The sequence below is a fragment of the Streptosporangium sp. NBC_01755 genome, from assembly GCF_035917995.1.
Classification (GTDB): domain Bacteria; phylum Actinomycetota; class Actinomycetes; order Streptosporangiales; family Streptosporangiaceae; genus Streptosporangium.
In genome coordinates, this window is sequence record NZ_CP109131.1 from 5,435,527 (window position 1) to 5,452,180 (window position 16,654).

Genomic DNA, 16,654 nt, shown 5'->3' on the forward strand with positions numbered 1-16,654 from the left:
TGCGCTTCTCATGCTTCTTGCGCCTCTTGCGCCTGCTGCGCCTCTTGTGCCTGTCGCACCAGCCGGCGTCTCCTCGCCGCTCGCCCCAAGCCCCTAGGCATCCGCCTAGCCCGACACGGGTGCCGTGCGCCATCGTGCGGTCACGCTCCGTGTTAACTCGCGTACCGAACGCAACGAAGGGATGAACCATGCACTCGAACACCGCCAGTCCCACCACCGCGCGCCCGTTCACGCTGCGCAGGGCCACGGACGGTGATCTGGACGAGGTGCTCGCGCTCCTCGCCGAGACCGCCGGGTGGCTGAACCGCCGCGGCGTGCGGCAGTGGCCCGCCGCCGGCTTTCCCGCCGAGCGCATCACCCCGCTGATCGGCGAGGGCGTCATGTACCTGCTGGACGGGGAGAACGGGCTCGCCGCCACCCTCGCCCTGGACACTCACGCCGACCCCGAGTTCTGGGCTCCGCAGGACGAGCCCGGTTCGGCGCTCTACGTCCACAAACTGGCCGTGGCGCGCGCCCACGTCGGCCGGGGGCTGGGAGAGGTGCTGCTGGACTGGGCGGGCCTGCGGGTCCTGGCCCTGGGGAGAAGATGGCTCAGGCTTGACTGCTCCAAGGACAACTCAAGACTTCAGGACTACTATCGGGGGCAGCGTTTCGCGCACCTCCGCACGGTCGACCTGTCGCATCGCGCCTCCGGCGCCCTGTTCCAGCGGCCGGGTGGCCTGCGCGCCCACGGATCAGGTCTCGCGCTGCCCTTCTCGGACCGGCGAGGGTCATCCGTCCCCGAGCATGTCTGAACCACGGCGATCTCAGGGCAAACCCATCCGATAGCCTCCATTCATGACCGGATCCTTGCTTGAGGTGATCACGCTTGACGTGCGTGATGCCGTCGCGGCCGAAGCCGGTGGCGCCGATCGCCTGGAGGTCGTCGCCGATATGGCCGTAGGCGGGCTCACCCCGGCGCCGGAGACGGTCGCGGCGATCTCCAAGGAGTGCGCGCTGCCGCAGATGGTGATGCTGCGCGGCGAGGCCTCGTTCCTGGCCACGCCCGAGTCGCTGAAGGCCCTGAGCCGCCAGGCCAGGGCACTCACCGACGCGGGCGCGGCCGGGTTCGTGTTCGGGTTCCTCGATCGGGCGGGGGTGGTCGACCTGGCCGCCACCGAGGTACTCATCCACGCGGTCGCGCCGCTGCCCTGGACCTTCCACCGGGCGGTGGACCATGCGGCCGACATCCAGGCGAGCTGGCGTGCCGTCCGGCTGCTGCCCAACCTCGCCACCGTGCTCACCTCTGGCGCGCCCGGTGGCGTGGCGGACGGGCTGCCGCTGCTCAAGGCCCGGTGCGAGGCCGGCGACGGCCCGCTGATCATGGCCGGGGGCGGGCTGAGGCCGGGCCATGTCGGGGCACTGATGGAGTACGGCGTGCGGGCCTTCCATGTCGGCAGCGCCGTGCGGGCGTCCTGGTCGGACCCGGTCGACACCCGCAGGGTCCGCGAGTGGCGCGCCCTGGTCGACTGAGGCGCGCAGGGAGCCGCTGCCGGGTCGCCCCGATCAGGCGTCACCGCCGGCCGGGCGGACCGGCGATCGAGGTCAGGGCGTCGACGGAGCCGGGGTGGGGTCCAGGGCCAGGTCGGCACGGCGCAGGGCGGCGGTCATGGTCTTGATCGTGGCGGGCTCGTCCATCACGCCCTCGCCCGCCTCGCGCCGCTCCCGCCAGGCACGCACCCGATGGGCGTACTCCCGGTAGCGGGACAGGTGGAAGGCATAGACCGTCGCGTACCGGCTGACCAGGTGTGACGGGTGCATGTCCCAGCCCTGGTAGAAGCCGTGGCCCAGGGAGTGCCCGACCAGCTCCGCGTGGCGCCGCCACAGCTCCTGCACGGCCCGCCGGTCATCCGAGGCGGGAGAGGCCGCCAGCGAGCCGTCCGAAAGTTCCACGCCGGTCCCGGCGAAGACCGTCTGCATGACGTGCCGGGCGTGGTCACAGGCGGGATGGTCCAGCCGCTGCTCGTGCGGGGGCAGGGCGCAGCTCGCCGTGTAGTCGAAGACGCCGAAGTGCGCCGCGGCCAGCCTGCCCCGCAGGGAGGCGACCAGGCCGGAGTCGAGGAAGCGCACCGTCTGCGGCGCCTCCACCTGGATCTCGAACCGGAGCGTGCCCTCACGAAGGCCCAGCCCGTCCTCCAGCGCTCGCAGGCAGTCGGCGAACTGGTGGAGATAGGCCCTCATCAGCACCTTCGGGAAGGTGACCACGAATCCCTCGGGCAGGTGCCCGACCCGCTCGACCACGCCGGTGAGGAAGCCGTCCAGCGTCCTGAGGGAGCGGACCGGGTCACCGTCGGCGAACGACTTCACCCGTAGCCCCCAGCGGCGAGGGAGTGTTCCAGCCATGTGCATGGCCGCGAGCGCCTCGGCGGCGCCGCGGGTGTGGCCGTCCTCCTCCTCGGGACGCGGCCCGTACCCGTCCTCGAAGTCGACGCGCAGGTCCTCGACGGGCTCCTCACCGAGTTTGGCGAGCACCCTGCCGTGGACGGCTCCGGCGACGTCCCCGTCCACGCCGAGGATCGCGGCCAGGTCGCCCTCCGGCAGGTGCCGCCGCATCAGCTCCAGCGCGGCGTCACCCCACGCCCGCACCGTCCCGGCGTCGAACCGGTCCGCGGGGACGTAGACCGTGTGCACCGGCTGCCACCCGACCGGCCCGTACGGGTACAGCGCGGACTGCTCGCGATGAGTCCGCTCGAAGCCCGGGATCAGTGCGGACGGGTCGGCGAGCGTGACGCGCATGCTGATGCTCCTTTGAGGACGTGCCGGTATGGACGCCGGGGACGTGCCGGTATGGACGTGCCGGTATGGACGTGCCGGTATGGACGTGCCGGTTCGAACCGGACGCGCCGTTTTGAACGCACCTTAGCCCCAGCTCCTCGCCGCCGATCACCGCAGATGATCGCCGATCGCCACCGATCGCCGCTGATCACCGCCGTCACTACCGTCATCGCCGTCATCGCCGTCACCGCCGCCCCATGCTGACCAGCGGACTCAGCCGGTCCCAACCGGAGCACAAGTCACCATGGCTAAACTTTGCCACCGCAGTTCGATCACTCGTCGATGGGATGACATGAACAGACTCAAGGGGCTCTCCGCGCTGGCCGGGTCCCTGCTGGCCGTACTGCTGATGACGCAGGCGTCTCCGGCCGCCGCGGCGTCCGCGCCCGCGAAGCCCAAGGTGGCCGTGTCGGTGAAGGCGAGCCCGGCCAAGCACGCCGGCAAGTGCCCGGTGACCGTCGGCTTCACGGCGAAGATCAAGGTAAGCGGGCCCACCGTGGTGGCCTACCGCTGGCTCAGGGGCGACGGCTCCAAGAGCGCGGTGAAGACCGTCAAGGTGAACGGGACGAAGATCCTGAAGGATCGCGCCACCTTCCGCGGCAACCTGAAGGGCTGGCAGGCGCTTCAGGTGCTGAGCCCGCGCAAGGTCGTCTCCAAGAAGGCGAACTTCACGATCTCCTGCGCGCCGCAGAACGGCGGCGGTAACGGCGGTAGTGGCGGTGACGGCGGTGACGGCGGCGTCGACCCGCAGGGCCCGGCGGAGGGGCAGGGCCCCGACGGTCCGGGTGGCGAGCAGGGCGGCACCGAGAGCGGGAACGGCGAATAGCGCGAACAGCGCCCTGGCCGCGGCCACGCCCCGGTTCTCCGGGCGTGGCCGCGGCCGCGTCATTGACGGCCGCAGGCGGTGAGCATGGCGGCGAGTCCGAGGAGTTTCACCCGCTCGCCCCGGTCGAGGGACCTGGCCAGTGCCGCCTCGGCGGCCTCGATGGACAGCCAGTGCTCGTAGGTGATCGGTGAGACGCCCCGGGAGGCGAGGAGGTCGTCCGGGTCCGTGCGGCGTACCGGTTCGTGGCCGGCGAGATCGGCGAGAAGGGTGTGGACCGTCTCGGCGGCGTCGGACTTGTTGGTGCCGATCACACCGCTGGGACCACGCTTGAGCCAGCCCGCCACGTACTCGCGGTCGCGGACCCGGCCCGCCTCGTTCGGCACGGTCATGGTGGCCTCGGAGAAGGGAACGCCGGGCAGCGGCACGCTCTGGTAGCCGACCGAGCGCAGCACCATGCCGACCGGGAGGGTCTCGAACTCGCCGGTGCCGACCACCCGGCCCTCCACCAGCCGGGTTCGCTCCAGCTTGAGCGCCTCCACCCGCCCCTCGCCGAGGATCTCCACCGGGCGCATCCAGAACCGCACGTCCAGCCGCCGGGGACGGCCCGTCAGGCCGCGGGCCGCCCAGCTCTGCAGGACCTCGACGTTGCCCCTGATCTGCCGGGACGCCGCCGAGACGTCCGCGACGCTCTCCTCGGGCCGCACCCGCACGTCCGCGTTGGTCAGCTCGCCCAGCTCCCTGAGCTCCTTCAGGGTGAACTTGGCGTGCTCGGGTCCCCGGCGGCCGACCATGTGGATGGCCTTCACCTCGCTGGCGGCCAGCCGGTCGAGCGCCTCCTGTGGCACGTCGGTGGCGCGCAGCTCGTCGGCGGTCTTGGCCAGGATGCGCACCACGTCGACCGCAACGTTCCCCACGCCGATCACCGCGACCTCGGGGCTGTCGAGGACGAAGCGGTCGCCCGGCACGTCGGGGTGGCCGCAATACCAGTTGACGAAGTCGGTGGCGGCCACGCTGCCCGGCAGGTCCTCGCCGGGTATGCCCATCCGCCGGTCCACCATCGCGCCGGTGCAGTAGACCACGGCGTCGTAGCAGTCGAGCAGATCGGTGACGCCGACATCCTTGCCGAACTCGACACCGCCGAGGAACCGCACGTCAGGAAGTTCCAGCACGCCGCGCAGGTAGCCCGCTATCGACTTGATCGAGGTGTGGTCGGGGGCCACCCCGTAGCGCACCAGCCCGTACGGGGTCGGCAGCCGCTCCAGCACGTCCACCCGCAGGGGCACGGTGGCCTGTTTCCTCAGGGCCTCGGCCGTGTAGATCCCGGCCGGCCCCGACCCCACGATCGCGACTCGCAGCGACATATCGCCTCCCAGGGCACTGGCTGTCATAACGCGATTCTGTAGTACCGGTGCCCGCCGGGCCAGTCTGAAGGTCCTTAGTGATCGCCTCCACGGCCGGTACCGCGGTCTGCAGATAGGGGTGGGGCGACAGGACGCGGCCGACCTCCTCGCACACGACGGCCGCCTCGACCATGCCGCAGCCCGCGCCGCCGTACTCCTCGCCGACCGCCAGGCCGGCCACGCCCAGCTCGGCGGCGAACCGGCCCCAGGGGGCGTCCGGGTGCCGGGAGAGGAAGGAGCGGACGGCGTCACGGAGCCCCACACGCTCCTCGGAAAGGCTTGGGGAAACGCTCGGGAAAGGACTCACGGCAACACTATAACCAAGCGATCGCTTGTCTTGTGAAATTTACCTTGCCCTGGACGTTAGCACAGGTCAGATATACTGCCGGTGGCCACGAGTACATGTGATCGGGGGATCGGTGGCTTCGGTGGAACGCAACTACACGCTTGACTTCGTCGCGGGGGACCGGCGGGATCGCGCCATTCTCCGGCACATGGTCCTCTCGCTCTTCGTGGGGATGCTGTTGGGTGGCGTCGGAGCGCTGCTGGCCTACGGGCCCGACCTGCCTTACGCCATCTACAACTCGTGCGCGTACATCCTCCTCGTCGTCGTCGTGGGGCGGACCGCGGCCGGTTTCGGCTGGGCGGTGCTCTCCAGCATGCTCGCCGCGTTCGGGCCGCTGCTCTCGGTGCTGGCCGCCACCCTCTTCGAGCCGGAGGACTCGTTCACCAGGCTCGGTGACGACGTCGCCACGATGAACCTCACGCTCGTCAACCTCGTGGCGATCGGGGTCTTCTCCTACCTGGCCAAGCGCCCCGACCGCTGGGGAGGTCTCGCGGCCGGAGGGGCGGCCGGGCTGTCCCTGTTCGAAGGCATCGACAAGATGGTGCCCGGCGGCCCCGAGTACGTTCCCGGCTTCTGGCCGTGGGGAACGGTGGTCGTGGCCGCGCTCGCGGCGGGGATGCTGATCGCACTGGCCCGCAGGTGTGACCGGATCTGCTCCACACTGGTCGCGCTGGCCTTCGGGGCCTTCCACTTCGTCTTCCTCACCGGGCTCTGAAGCGGTCGACGGCAGACAATCGGCTTGCCGGACTCGATAGCCTGTAGAGCATCGATCCCCACTAGCTAGGAGTAGCCGTGCTGCTGCGCATGTCGTCGCTGTTTCTTCGAACGCTGAGGGACGACCCGGCAGACGCGGAAGTGCCGAGCCACAAGCTGCTCGTCCGCGCCGGTTACGTCCGCCGCGTCGCCCCCGGCGTCTACTCCTGGCTGCCACTCGGCAAGACGGTCCTGGAGAACGTCACGCGCGTCGTGCGCGAGGAGATGAACCGCATGGGCGGCCAGGAGGTGCTCTTCCCCGCTCTCCTGCCCCGTGAGTACTACGAGGCGACCGGCCGCTGGACCGAGTACGGGGACACGCTCTTCCGCCTCAAGGACCGCAAGGGGGCCGACTACCTGCTCGGTCCCACCCACGAGGAGATGTTCACCGACATGGTCAAGGGGGAGTACTCCTCCTACAAGGACTATCCGGTGACCCTCTACCAGATCCAGACGAAATATCGCGACGAGGCCCGGCCTCGGGCCGGCATCCTGCGCGGGCGCGAGTTCGTCATGAAGGACTCCTACTCCTTCGACCTCGACGACGAGGGTCTCAAGCACTCCTACGAGCGCCACCGCGAGACCTACATCAAGACCTTCGACAGGCTCGGCATCTCCTACAAGATCTGTTTCGCCACGTCAGGTGCGATGGGCGGGTCGGCCTCCGAGGAGTTCCTCGCCCCCGCGGCCACCGGCGAGGACACCTTCGTGGCCTGCCACGCCTGCGGCTACGCGGCCAACGCGGAGGCCGTCGTCACCCCCGCCCCGGCCGCCGAGGGCGCCGGCGAGCGTCCCGCCATGCGGGTGCTCGACACCCCCGGCACCCCGACCATCGAGTCGCTGGTCAACCACGTCAACGAGCACCACGGCCTCGGCATCACCGCCGCCCGGACGCTCAAGAACATCGTGGTGAAGGTGACCGTCCCCGGCTCGGGCAAGACCGAGACCCTGGTCGTCGGCGTGCCCGGAGACCGCGAGGTCGACTTCAAGCGGCTGGAGGCCTCCCTGGCCCCCGGCGAGCCCGCCATCTTCGAGGCCGAGGACTTCGCCAGACACCCCGGCCTGGTCCGCGGCTACATCGGCCCGCAGGTCCTCAAGGATCTCGGCATCCGCTACCTCGTCGACCCCCGCGTGGTCGACGGCAGCGCCTGGGTGACCGGCGCCAACGAGCCGGGCAAGCACGCCGCGGACGTCGTCGCGGGCCGTGACTTCGTCGCCGACGGCACCATCGAGGCCGCCGAGGTCCGCGCGGGCGACGCCTGCCCGGTCTGCGGCTCCGGCCTCTCCATCGACCGCGGTATCGAGATCGGCCACATCTTCCAGCTCGGCCGCAAGTACGCCGACGCCGCGAAGCTCGACGCCCTCGGCCCCGACGGCAAGCCGGTCCGCATCACCATGGGCTCCTACGGCATCGGCGTCTCCCGTGCCGTGGCGGTGCTGGCCGAGCAGCGGCACGACGAGCTCGGTCTTCTCTGGCCCCGCGAGATCGCCCCTGCCGACGTCCACATCGTGGGCACCGGCAAGGACGGTCAGATCGAGGCCGCCCTCCGGATCGCCGAGGAGCTGGCGGGCCGCGGCCTGCGCGTCCTGGTGGACGACCGCCCCGGTGTCTCGCCGGGGGTGAAGTTCAAGGACGCCGAGCTGCTCGGCATGCCGACGATCCTGATCGTCGGCCGAGGCCTCACCCAGGGCGTCGTGGAGCTGCGCGACCGAGCCACCGGCGCCAAGGAGGAGATCCCGCTCGCCGAGGCGGCAGACCGCGTCGTGGCGGCCTGCCAGGAGTGAACCCGCGGGCCGGGAGGCGACGATCTCGTCCCGCGCCACCACGCATGTGAAGGAGCGGCCCACCCGCGGCGGGTGGGCCGCTCCTTCCCGTCTGTGGCCCCGTCTCAGTAGCGGCGGTAACGGGAACTCCGGCCGATCGTCCTGCTCACGTGGAATCCGCCGGGCAGGTTGATGGTCACGTGTTTGCGGCCGTCGGGAGTTCTCGCGACGTGGAATCTGCGATTGCCGAAGCTGTGGCCGACCCCTCGTGGAGACAGGTCGATCCGGAAGGGACCGATTTTGATTGACTTTCTGTATCCCCAGCCCATTGTTCTCTCCCCGAGCCTCGTGCCGTGTCAGAAGAACGACCGGCGTTCGCGAACGGTTCCCGGGAAACGCCGTCAGCGACGCGCACCGCTGCCGAGCGTCTTGCGCCAGTGGAAACCGCCGGGCAGGTTGACGCTCAGCGTGCGGCGCCCATCTGCCGTCCTGGTGACCCTGAAGGCGCGGTTTCCCCAGCTGTGACCCACTCCACTCCGCGAGAGGTTAAGACGGAACGGACCGAACTTCATGGATTTCCGATATCCCCAGCCCATTGCTCCTCCTTAGGCGGTTTCACGGAGATTCAGCTACCCGGCAGGCACCGTACAAACATGCTCGAAAGCGGTTTTGAATCTCATCTCATGAACGCGGAGACCGTCGTCGGTGACTATTCAGGTCATCGCGTGAGTGCGGGCATCCAGGGATTGCCGAGCAGCGCGTCGTGCAGCGCGTGAGCGGCGCGGAGACCGTTCTTTCGGACGGTGGAGATGTAGCCGCGGATGGCCAGGAAAGTCTGGGCGCCCTTGAGCGTGCGAAAACCACCGCTGACCTTGGTCTTCGTCTTGATCATACGGATGGCCTGCTCCGCGACGTTGTTGGAGTACGCCACAGTGAAGTCGGTGGCGAACCGCAGCACCTCACTCTTTCGGGTTCGCAGGCGTAGCGCCAGGTTACGTGCAGGGCTCTGCTTGCCCGTTCCGCGTGGGGAATGCGCGGTCAACGCTCGTTCCACCAGGTCGTCGAAGCGCTGGGACAGGTCCTTCAGCTTGAAGTCCGGCAGGCGGTCATGCCCTTTGTCTCGCCAGGCGGCCACCCACCGGTATCCGTCACCGAGTAACAGCACCAGCGCCTCAGCCCAGCCATCGGCCCGCGCGCGAAGGTCGTACTCGCCGATCCCGGCGGCCTCCCGGACGATGTGCGCATTGCACAAGGCGTGCGTGCAGCCCTCGAATGCCTGGTAGGAGCGGTAGGCGTCGTGGACGGCCACGCCGGTGAAGCGGGGAAGGATCCCGAACGCGGTGATCGACTCGGTGCCGCGCCCGTGGGCGTCGATGTGGTAGGCGGTCAGCGCAGGTGTGGCGGCCACGTGCAGCCAGTGGTTCCTGCCGCCCACGCGGGTGACGCTCTCATCGAAGTGCGCGACGCTCGCAGCGGCGATCGCGTCACGGATCCGTGCGTTGACCGGCGCCAGGACCTGGGCCACCTTCGTGACCGTGTCGCTGATCCACCCGGTCGACACCTCGATCCCGGCCAGATCGGCGAGGACTTCGGCGACCCGCCCAACCGGGATGTGGTGCTGGGCGGACAGGTAGGCGGCCAGCGCGCTCACCCGTGGCCCGTATACCGCCGGGGCCGTGGCGAACGCCGGAGCCGCAGCACGGGTCACCGTCCCGCAACCGCCACAGGCCAGGGCGTGCAACTTATGCGCGGTGACCTCGGCCTTGACCTCGGGGATGTCGAAAACCTGCCGAATCACCGCAACGCCCGCCGGGGTTGCATCGGTCAGGTCCCCGCCACACCCGCCACACGCAGATGGAAGGTGCGGCACCGTCCATGTCGGGCAGTCCACCTGCATCAACGCCGTCCCCGACGTGCCGGGCTGCTTACCGGGGCGACGTCCGCTCCTACCCCGCATCGACTTGGGCGGTGGCTTGGCCAGGCCATCGGCCGACGGAGGTTGCGAGGAATTACGCGAGTTTCGCCCTACCTGCCGCCGCAGCTCGGCATTCTCAGCCCGCAACTCCGCGTTCTCCGCTTTGAGCTGGGCGTTTTCCGCCTCCAACTCGACGACCCGCGCTTCCAGCACATCCAGCCGGGCGGTCAGCGTCACGACCAAAGCGGCAAGCTCGCCGTATGACGGACGCTCGCCCTCAGCCGGAATCACCCGAAGATCATCCCATGAGTCCGATCATGCCCATGCCACGCCCAACCTCACGAGGAAAGGGCACCTGAACAGTCACCGTCGTCGGGCGTCGATACCGCGCCGACCAGCCCGTCACTCCGGGAAATCCTTACTCCGGGAAAGCGGCCATCGGTCAACGACCCCCTCCTGAAGGAGGGGGCTTGAGGCGCGGTAACGCGCTTTGAAGCCCCGCGTTGACCAGCCCTGGCCGTGAAAGTCACTCGGTGGCGGTCGCCGTGGGGGAGACGGTGGGTGAGGTGCTGGGGGAGGCGGCGGGCGCGGGCGGCATGCCGGGGAAGGTGTCGATCTCCGGGCGCAGGTCGTAGGAGCGGGTGACGCACTCCTGCATGGCCAGCGCGGCCATCTTGCGCAGCGCCGTGTCGGCGGAGGCCGCCAGTTCCAGATAGGCGCCGGTCACCCTCCGCTCGACCAGCACGGCCAGCTCCACCGCCTGCGCCGCCGTGGACGGCGTGACCGGGAGCTCGTAGGCCGCGGTCGGCTCGGCCGGGGTGCCGCCCATGGTGATGATCGTGGCGCGGAGCCGGTCACGGCGGGCGCGGTGGGCGTTGTAGGCCGCCGTCATCTCGGTGCGCAACCTGCCCGTGCTCCTGGCCCCGATGACCCCGTACGCGTACACGGCGGCGTGCTCGGCCGCCAGCGCCGCGCCGAGCCCCTGGCCGGCCCTCACAGTGATCTCGACAGGGCCAGGGCGTGCGCGGCCTCGCAGGCGCCGATGGACGCGATCAGCTGGGCCAGCGGGGGCGAGGCCCCCTCGACCTGGCGGGTACGGAGCGCCGCCGCCCTGCGCTCCAGATCGCGAAGGGCCCGTACCGACGCCTTGCCGCCCGCGGACGCGCCGCCGGATGGCGTGGGTGAGGGCGAGGGCGTGGGCGTCGCGGAGCCGGAGACGGCGCCGGGCGGGAGGCGGCGGCGAAGCTCGGCCAGATGGGCCTCGTGCCGCTGCCTGAAGGGCGCGAGCCTGGCCGAGGCGGCCGAGGCGTACAGGGCCACTGCCCGCTCCTTGCCGGCGATCAGCTCCCGCAGGAGCACGGTCTCGGGATCGGGACGCTCGGCCACCGGAGGCACCCGTTTCTCGGCGGCGCATCCCGCGACGGTCACGGCCGCCGCCCCTAGAGCGCCGCCCCGCAGCAGGGCGCGCCGGGAGACGGAACGCACGGACGACCTCCGGTTCTGTGTCGACAGCTGACGCTCCTAGCATCGTACGGGCTTGGAATAATGGCACTCACCTCGCTTCTCGGGCGGCTCCGCCACACCGAGTGGCGCTGTTTCCACGCCCTGGTGTGGATAGGCTGGTTAATCGCATGGGCGAGGTCCGCCCGGCTGAGATCGTGACAATGGGAGGTCGGCATGGGCAGCGCCACATCCCGCGACCGCCTGATCAAGCTTCTGGAACCTGTCGTCGGAGCCGAGGGGCTCGACTTGGAGGACGTCACGGTCACCCCCGCGGGCAAGCGGCGGCTGTTGCGTGTCGTCGTCGACCGTGACGGCGGCGTGAGCCTCGACGACGTCGCGGAGGTCAGCCTCGCGGTCTCGGCGACGCTGGACGCCGACGACGCGATGGGAACCACCCCGTACGTGCTGGAGGTCTCCTCTCCGGGAGTCGACCGTCCGCTCACCGAGCCGCGCCACTGGCGCCGCGCGGTGCGGAGGCTGGTCAAGGCCGACCTGCGGGACGGCACCGCCGTGGAGGGCCGGATCGTCGCCACCGACGAGACCGGCGTGGAGCTGGACGTCGACGGCGCGCCGCGCCGCATCGACTATGAGGACCTGACCCGAGGACGGGTTCAGGTGGAATTCCGCCGGCTCGACGACGCCGAAGACGACGGCGAAGACGGCGACGAGGGCTAAGGGGGAAGCCTCGTGGACATCGACATGAGCGTCCTGCGCAGCCTGGAGCGGGAGAAGGACATCTCCTTCGACCTGGTCGTCAAGGCGATCGAGGACGCGCTGCTGATCGCATATTTCCGGAGCGAGGGCGCGGCGGCCAAGGCGCGCGCCGAGCTCGACCGCAAGTCCGGGCACGTGACCATCTTCGCCGCCGAACTCGACGACGAGAGCGGGGAGGTGCTCAGGGAGTTCGACGACACCCCGGGCAACTTCAGCCGCATCGCCGCGACCACCGCCAAGCAGGTCATCCTGCAGCAGCTCCGTGACGCGGAGGACGAGATCAACTTTGGCGAGTTCGCCAGCCGCGAGGGCGAGCTGGTGGCGGGCGTCATCCAGCAGGGCAAGGACCCGAGGGTGGTCCTGGTCGACCTGGGCAAGATCGAGGCGGTGCTGCCGCACAGCGAGCAGGTCCCGGGTGAGGAGTACGTCCACGGCGAACGGATCCGCTGTTACGTGGTCCAGGTCAAGAAGGGGCACAAGGGCCCCTCGGTGACCCTGTCGCGCACCCACCCAGGCCTGGTGAAGAAGCTCTTCGCCCTGGAGGTGCCGGAGATCGCCGACGGCACGGTCGAGATCGCCGCCATCGCCCGCGAGGCCGGTCACCGCACCAAGCTCGCGGTCCGCTCGCGGCGCCCGGGGGTGAACGCCAAGGGCGCCTGCATCGGGCCGATGGGCTCGCGCGTGCGCAACGTGATGACCGAGTTGCACGGTGAGAAGATCGACATCATCGACTGGTCGGAGGATCCCGCGGAGTTCGTGGGGAATGCCCTGTCGCCGGCCCGCGTTTCTCACGTAGAGGTGATCGACTTCGACGGCCGTGCCGCGCGGGTGACCGTGCCGGACTACCAGCTCTCCCTCGCCATCGGCAAGGAGGGGCAGAACGCCCGACTGGCCAATCGCCTCACCGGCTGGCGCATCGACATCCGTCCCGACACCCAGCCGGGGGACGCGGCAGGTTCCGCAGATGCGCCCACACGGTAAGCTGGAATATGGTGGCCAGGCTGTCCCACTGAGAACATGTGTGGGGTGCCGGGTTCGCACGGTTTCCTCCGAGCTGCTCCGCCTGGTGGTGGTCGAGGGCGTTATACTCCCTGACCTGCGAAGACGGCTCCAGGGGCGTGGTGCTTCACTGCATCCCACCCTGAGCTGTCTCGAACTCGCAGAGCGTCGCCGAGCGTTTCCGCGCGCGTTTCGCGTCGCGGTTCCGCTCGACCTGTCGCGGCTGCGTGGCCACCTGGAAGAGCAACAGGCTGAAAGGATCGGGTGAAATGGTTACCGACTGTCATGTAGGACGCCGATTTGATGGGCTGGTCAGATAGCTATGAGCGCCTGATGAGCATGCGGCGATGAGTACGTCAACGTAACGACGGTCCGGCGGCACCGCCTCCCGGGCCAAGACAAGGGAGTGCAGTGGCGAAGGTCCGGGTATACGAGCTCGCCAAGGAGTTCGGTGTGGAGAGCAAGGTCGTCATGGCCAAGCTCCAGGAGATGGGCGAGTTCGTGCGTTCGGCGTCCTCGACTATCGAAGCACCGGTAGTCCGCAGGCTCACAGAAGCGCTGGGCGGCCCCAGTAAGGGTTCGTCCGACAGGGGCAGAGGCCCCAGGCCGCCTCATGCGGCACCTCGGCCGGGTGACGGCCAGCCAAACGGCGCCCCTTCGGCGTCGACATCCATCCCCAAGCCGGGACCGGCCCCTCGGCCGGGACCGCGACCGGGTCCCATGCCGGCTCGTCCGGCGGCTCCCGCGCCGCAGGCCCCGCCGGTCGTTCCCCAGCCGGAGCCCCAGCAGGCGCAGCCCCCGCAGCCGCCGCGGCAGCAGCCGCCGCAGGTGCAGGCGCCGCGCTTCGAGGCGCCCCGCGACAGCGGCCGTCCGGCGGCCTCCGGCCCCAAGCCGGGTCCGCGGCCCGCTCCGCGCCCTGGTCCCGCGGCGCGCCCCGAGGGGCGTCCGGAGGGCCGTCCGGAGGGCCGTCCCTCGGGTGGTCCCGGAGGAGCGCCCTCGGGCCCCAGGTCCGGTGCCGGCGCGGGTGCGCCCAAGCCGGGTCCGCGTCCGGGCCCGCGTGGTCCGCGCCCCGGTAACAACCCGTTCTCGTCGAACGCCAGCGGCATGGGCCAGGCCCGTCCGCCGCGTCCCGGCGGTCCCGGTGGCCACGGAGGCGGCCCCGGCCGTGAGGGCGGCCCCGGCGACAGAGGGCCGCGTCCCGGTCCCCGCGAGGATCGCGGTCCCCGCGAGGGTCGCGACAGCGCCGGTCCCCGTCCGCCCGGCGCCCGTTCCGGTCCGCCCGGTGCGGCCGGTCCGCGTCCGGGTCCCGGCGCGGGTGGCCCGCGTCCCGGTGGCGGTGCCGGTGGCCCCGGTGGTCCGCGTCCCGGTGGTCCGCGTCCCAGCCCGATGATGATGCCGCAGGGCCGGCCCGCCGGTCCCGGTGGCGGCGCAGGCCGCCCCGGTGGCGGTGCGGGTGCCGGTCGTCCCGGTGGCGGCGCGGGCCGTCCCGGTGGCGGTGCCGGTCGTCCCGGTGGCGGCGGCGGTTTCGCCGGCCGTCCGGGTGGCGGTGGCGGCGCCGGTCGTCCCGGTACCGGAACCGGTGGTCCCGGTGGCGGCGGTGGCGGCGGTTTCGCCGGCCGTCCCGGTGGCGGTGGCCGTGGCCGCGGTGGAGGCACCGCGGGCGCGTTCGGCCGTCCCGGAGGACGCCCGACCCGCGGTCGCAAGTCCAAGCGCCAGCGGCGTCAAGAGTTCGACAACATGCAGGCCCCGGCGATCGGCGGCGTGCAGGCTCCTCGCGGCAACGGGCAGACGATCCGCCTGTCGCGCGGCGCCTCCCTGTCGGACTTCGCCGACAAGATCGGTGCGATCCCGGCGTCCCTGGTGCAGATCATGCTGCACCTGGGCGAGATGGTGACCGCCACGCAGTCGGTCAACGAGGAGACGCTCCAGCTTCTGGCCGCCGAGCTCGACTACAACCTGCTTGTGGTCAGCCCGGAGGAGGAGGACCGCGAGCTCCTGGAGACCTTCGACATCGAGTTCGGCGAGGACGAGGGCGACGAGTCCGACCTGGTCGCGCGCCCGCCGGTGGTGACCGTCATGGGTCACGTCGACCACGGTAAGACCAAGCTGCTCGACGCCATCCGCAACACCAACGAGGTGGCGCAGGAGGCGGGTGGCATCACCCAGCACATCGGTGCCTACCAGATCGCCACCGAGCACGAGGGCGAGGATCGGAAGATCACCTTCATCGACACCCCGGGTCACGAGGCGTTCACCGCCATGCGTGCCCGAGGTGCCAAGGTGACCGACATCGCCGTCCTGGTCGTCGCGGCCGACGACGGCGTGAAGCCGCAGACCATCGAGGCGCTCAACCACGCCCAGGCGGCCGACGTGCCGATCGTCGTCGCGGTCAACAAGGTCGACAAGGAGGGGGCGGACCCGAGCAAGGTGCGCGCCCAGCTCACCGAGTACGGCCTGGTCGCCGAGGAGTACGGCGGCACCACGATGTTCGTCGACATCTCCGCCAAGAACGGGACCGGCATCGAGAACCTTCTCGAGGCCATCCTGCTCACCGCGGACGCCGAGCTCGACCTGCGGGCCAACGACACGATGGACGCGCAGGGCGTCGCCATCGAGGCCCACCTCGACAAGGGCCGCGGCCCGGTCGCGACCGTGCTGGTCCAGCGCGGCACGCTCCGGGTCGGCGACTCGATCGTCTGTGGCGAGGCCTTCGGACGCGTCCGGGCGATGCTCGACGACAAGGGCGAGGCGATTCAGGAGGCCGACCCGTCCCGCCCGGTGGCGGTCCTCGGTCTGACCGCGGTGCCGGGCGCCGGTGACAACTTCATCGTCGTCACCGACGACCGGATGGCACGCCAGATCGCCCAGCAGCGCGCGGCGCGCAAGCGCATCGCGGACATGGCCAAGTCCGGCCGTCGCCGCACCCTCGAAGAGCTCTTCAGCGAGATGGAGAAGGGCCAGGTCGACGAGCTCAAGCTCATCATCAAGGGTGACGTCTCCGGTTCCGTCGAGGCTCTGGAGGACGCGCTGCTCAAGATCGACGTCGGCGACGAGGTGCGCCTGCGGGTGCTCCACCGCGCCGTCGGTGCGATCACCGAGTACGACGTCAACCTGGCGGTCGCCGACGACAACGCGGTCATCATCGGCTTCAACGTGCGTCCCGAGGTCAGGGCGCGCGATCTGGCCGAGCGCGAGGGCGTCGACATCCGCTACTACTCGGTCATCTACCAGGCGATCGAGGAGATCGAGGCGGCCCTCAAGGGCATGCTCAAGCCGGAGTTCGAAGAGGTCCAGATGGGCACCGCCGAAGTCCGCGAGGTCTTCAAGGTGCCGAAGATCGGCAACATCGCCGGTGCTCTGGTCCGCTCGGGCACGATCGTCCGCAACAGCAAGGCCCGTATCATCCGCGGCGGGGTCGTCATCTCCGACAACCTCACCGTCTCCTCGCTGCGCCGCTTCAAGGACGACGCGACCGAGGTGCGTGAAGGGTTCGAGTGCGGTATCGGTGTCGGCTACAGCGACATCAAGATCGATGACGTCATCGAGACCTTCGAGATGCGGGAGAAGCCGCGCGCCTGATGCCTCGGACAGGCAGGAGGACCGTCCCGCCGGTCGCCCCC

General features: G+C 70.3%; 16 protein-coding genes and 1 pseudogene. 9 read left to right on the forward strand and 8 right to left on the reverse strand.

All coding sequences use genetic code 11. The features are described 5' to 3' along the window. Positions 1–188: 188 nt before the first annotated feature. Positions 189–794: a GNAT family N-acetyltransferase gene (locus OG884_RS25855; protein WP_326637053.1), complete on the forward strand. Its 606-nt coding sequence runs from the start codon at positions 189–191 to the stop codon at positions 792–794. A 43-nt stretch (positions 795–837) separates the two neighbouring features. Next, complete coding sequence (locus OG884_RS25860; RefSeq protein WP_326637055.1) at positions 838–1,512, forward strand: copper homeostasis protein CutC; 675 nt, start codon at positions 838–840, stop codon at positions 1,510–1,512. 72 nt (positions 1,513–1,584) lie between these two features. On the opposite strand, the gene OG884_RS25865 is transcribed toward OG884_RS25860, so the two are convergent. Next, complete coding sequence (locus OG884_RS25865) at positions 1,585–2,775, reverse strand: DUF6986 family protein (protein WP_326637057.1); 1,191 nt, start codon at positions 2,773–2,775, stop codon at positions 1,585–1,587. Between the two features lie 331 nt (positions 2,776–3,106). Between OG884_RS25865 and OG884_RS25870 the strand changes: the two genes are divergently transcribed. After that, the gene (locus OG884_RS25870) at positions 3,107–3,640 is read left to right on the forward strand and encodes a hypothetical protein (protein ID WP_326637058.1); all 534 of its coding nucleotides are present in this window, start codon (positions 3,107–3,109) and stop codon (positions 3,638–3,640) included. A gap of 59 nt (positions 3,641–3,699) precedes the next feature. Here OG884_RS25870 and OG884_RS25875 read toward each other — a convergent pair whose 3' ends face one another. Both OG884_RS25875 and OG884_RS25880 read right to left on the reverse strand, forming a co-directional pair. Beyond that, on the reverse strand, positions 3,700–5,028 hold the full coding sequence (locus OG884_RS25875; RefSeq protein WP_326637060.1) for an FAD-dependent oxidoreductase: 1,329 nt from the start codon (positions 5,026–5,028) through the stop codon (positions 3,700–3,702). A gap of 103 nt (positions 5,029–5,131) precedes the next feature. Beyond that, positions 5,132–5,347, reverse strand: a pseudogene (locus tag OG884_RS25880) (acyl-CoA dehydrogenase family protein); the annotation flags it as partial. Between the two features lie 121 nt (positions 5,348–5,468). On the opposite strand from OG884_RS25880, the gene OG884_RS25885 reads away from it, so the two are divergent. Together OG884_RS25885 and OG884_RS25890 are read left to right on the forward strand one after the other, a co-directional pair. Beyond that, on the forward strand, positions 5,469–6,101 hold the full coding sequence (locus OG884_RS25885) for a hypothetical protein (RefSeq protein ID WP_326637062.1): 633 nt from the start codon (positions 5,469–5,471) through the stop codon (positions 6,099–6,101). A 77-nt stretch (positions 6,102–6,178) separates the two neighbouring features. Next, entirely contained in the window at positions 6,179–7,924 is a 1,746-nt protein-coding gene (locus OG884_RS25890) for a proline--tRNA ligase (RefSeq protein ID WP_326637064.1), read from the forward strand. 104 nt (positions 7,925–8,028) lie between these two features. Here the strand turns inward: OG884_RS25890 and OG884_RS25895 are convergent, their stop codons facing one another. From OG884_RS25895 to OG884_RS25915, 5 genes are all read right to left on the reverse strand, one after another. Next, positions 8,029–8,232 carry a DUF4236 domain-containing protein gene (locus OG884_RS25895; RefSeq protein ID WP_326637067.1) on the reverse strand — a complete coding sequence of 68 codons (204 nt, stop codon included), beginning with the start codon at positions 8,230–8,232 and terminating at the stop codon, positions 8,029–8,031. 72 nt (positions 8,233–8,304) lie between these two features. Next, on the reverse strand, positions 8,305–8,499 hold the full coding sequence (locus OG884_RS25900; RefSeq protein ID WP_326637068.1) for a DUF4236 domain-containing protein: 195 nt from the start codon (positions 8,497–8,499) through the stop codon (positions 8,305–8,307). A 122-nt stretch (positions 8,500–8,621) separates the two neighbouring features. Next, the gene (gene tnpC, locus OG884_RS25905) at positions 8,622–10,109 is read right to left on the reverse strand and encodes an IS66 family transposase (protein ID WP_326637071.1); all 1,488 of its coding nucleotides are present in this window, start codon (positions 10,107–10,109) and stop codon (positions 8,622–8,624) included. A 235-nt stretch (positions 10,110–10,344) separates the two neighbouring features. Next, complete coding sequence (locus tag OG884_RS25910) at positions 10,345–10,815, reverse strand: ferritin-like domain-containing protein (protein ID WP_326637073.1); 471 nt, start codon at positions 10,813–10,815, stop codon at positions 10,345–10,347. Beyond that, on the reverse strand, positions 10,812–11,303 hold the full coding sequence (locus tag OG884_RS25915; protein ID WP_326637075.1) for a hypothetical protein: 492 nt from the start codon (positions 11,301–11,303) through the stop codon (positions 10,812–10,814). The genes OG884_RS25910 and OG884_RS25915 overlap by 4 nt, the downstream gene beginning before the upstream one ends. A 192-nt stretch (positions 11,304–11,495) precedes the next feature. Between OG884_RS25915 and rimP the strand changes: the two genes are divergently transcribed. The 4 genes from rimP to infB all read left to right on the forward strand — a co-directional run bounded on the left by rimP (position 11,496) and on the right by infB (position 16,613). Then, positions 11,496–11,996: a ribosome maturation factor RimP gene (gene rimP, locus OG884_RS25920; RefSeq protein ID WP_326637077.1), complete on the forward strand. Its 501-nt coding sequence runs from the start codon at positions 11,496–11,498 to the stop codon at positions 11,994–11,996. 12 nt (positions 11,997–12,008) lie between these two features. Next, entirely contained in the window at positions 12,009–13,016 is a 1,008-nt protein-coding gene (gene nusA / locus OG884_RS25925) for a transcription termination factor NusA (RefSeq protein ID WP_326637079.1), read from the forward strand. Next, on the forward strand, positions 13,000–13,302 hold the full coding sequence (locus OG884_RS25930) for a YlxR family protein (protein WP_326637081.1): 303 nt from the start codon (positions 13,000–13,002) through the stop codon (positions 13,300–13,302). The genes nusA and OG884_RS25930 overlap by 17 nt, the downstream gene beginning before the upstream one ends. Positions 13,303–13,445: 143 nt before the next feature. Beyond that, positions 13,446–16,613 carry a translation initiation factor IF-2 gene (infB, locus tag OG884_RS25935; RefSeq protein ID WP_326637083.1) on the forward strand — a complete coding sequence of 1,056 codons (3,168 nt, stop codon included), beginning with the start codon at positions 13,446–13,448 and terminating at the stop codon, positions 16,611–16,613. Positions 16,614–16,654: the final 41 nt, after the last annotated feature.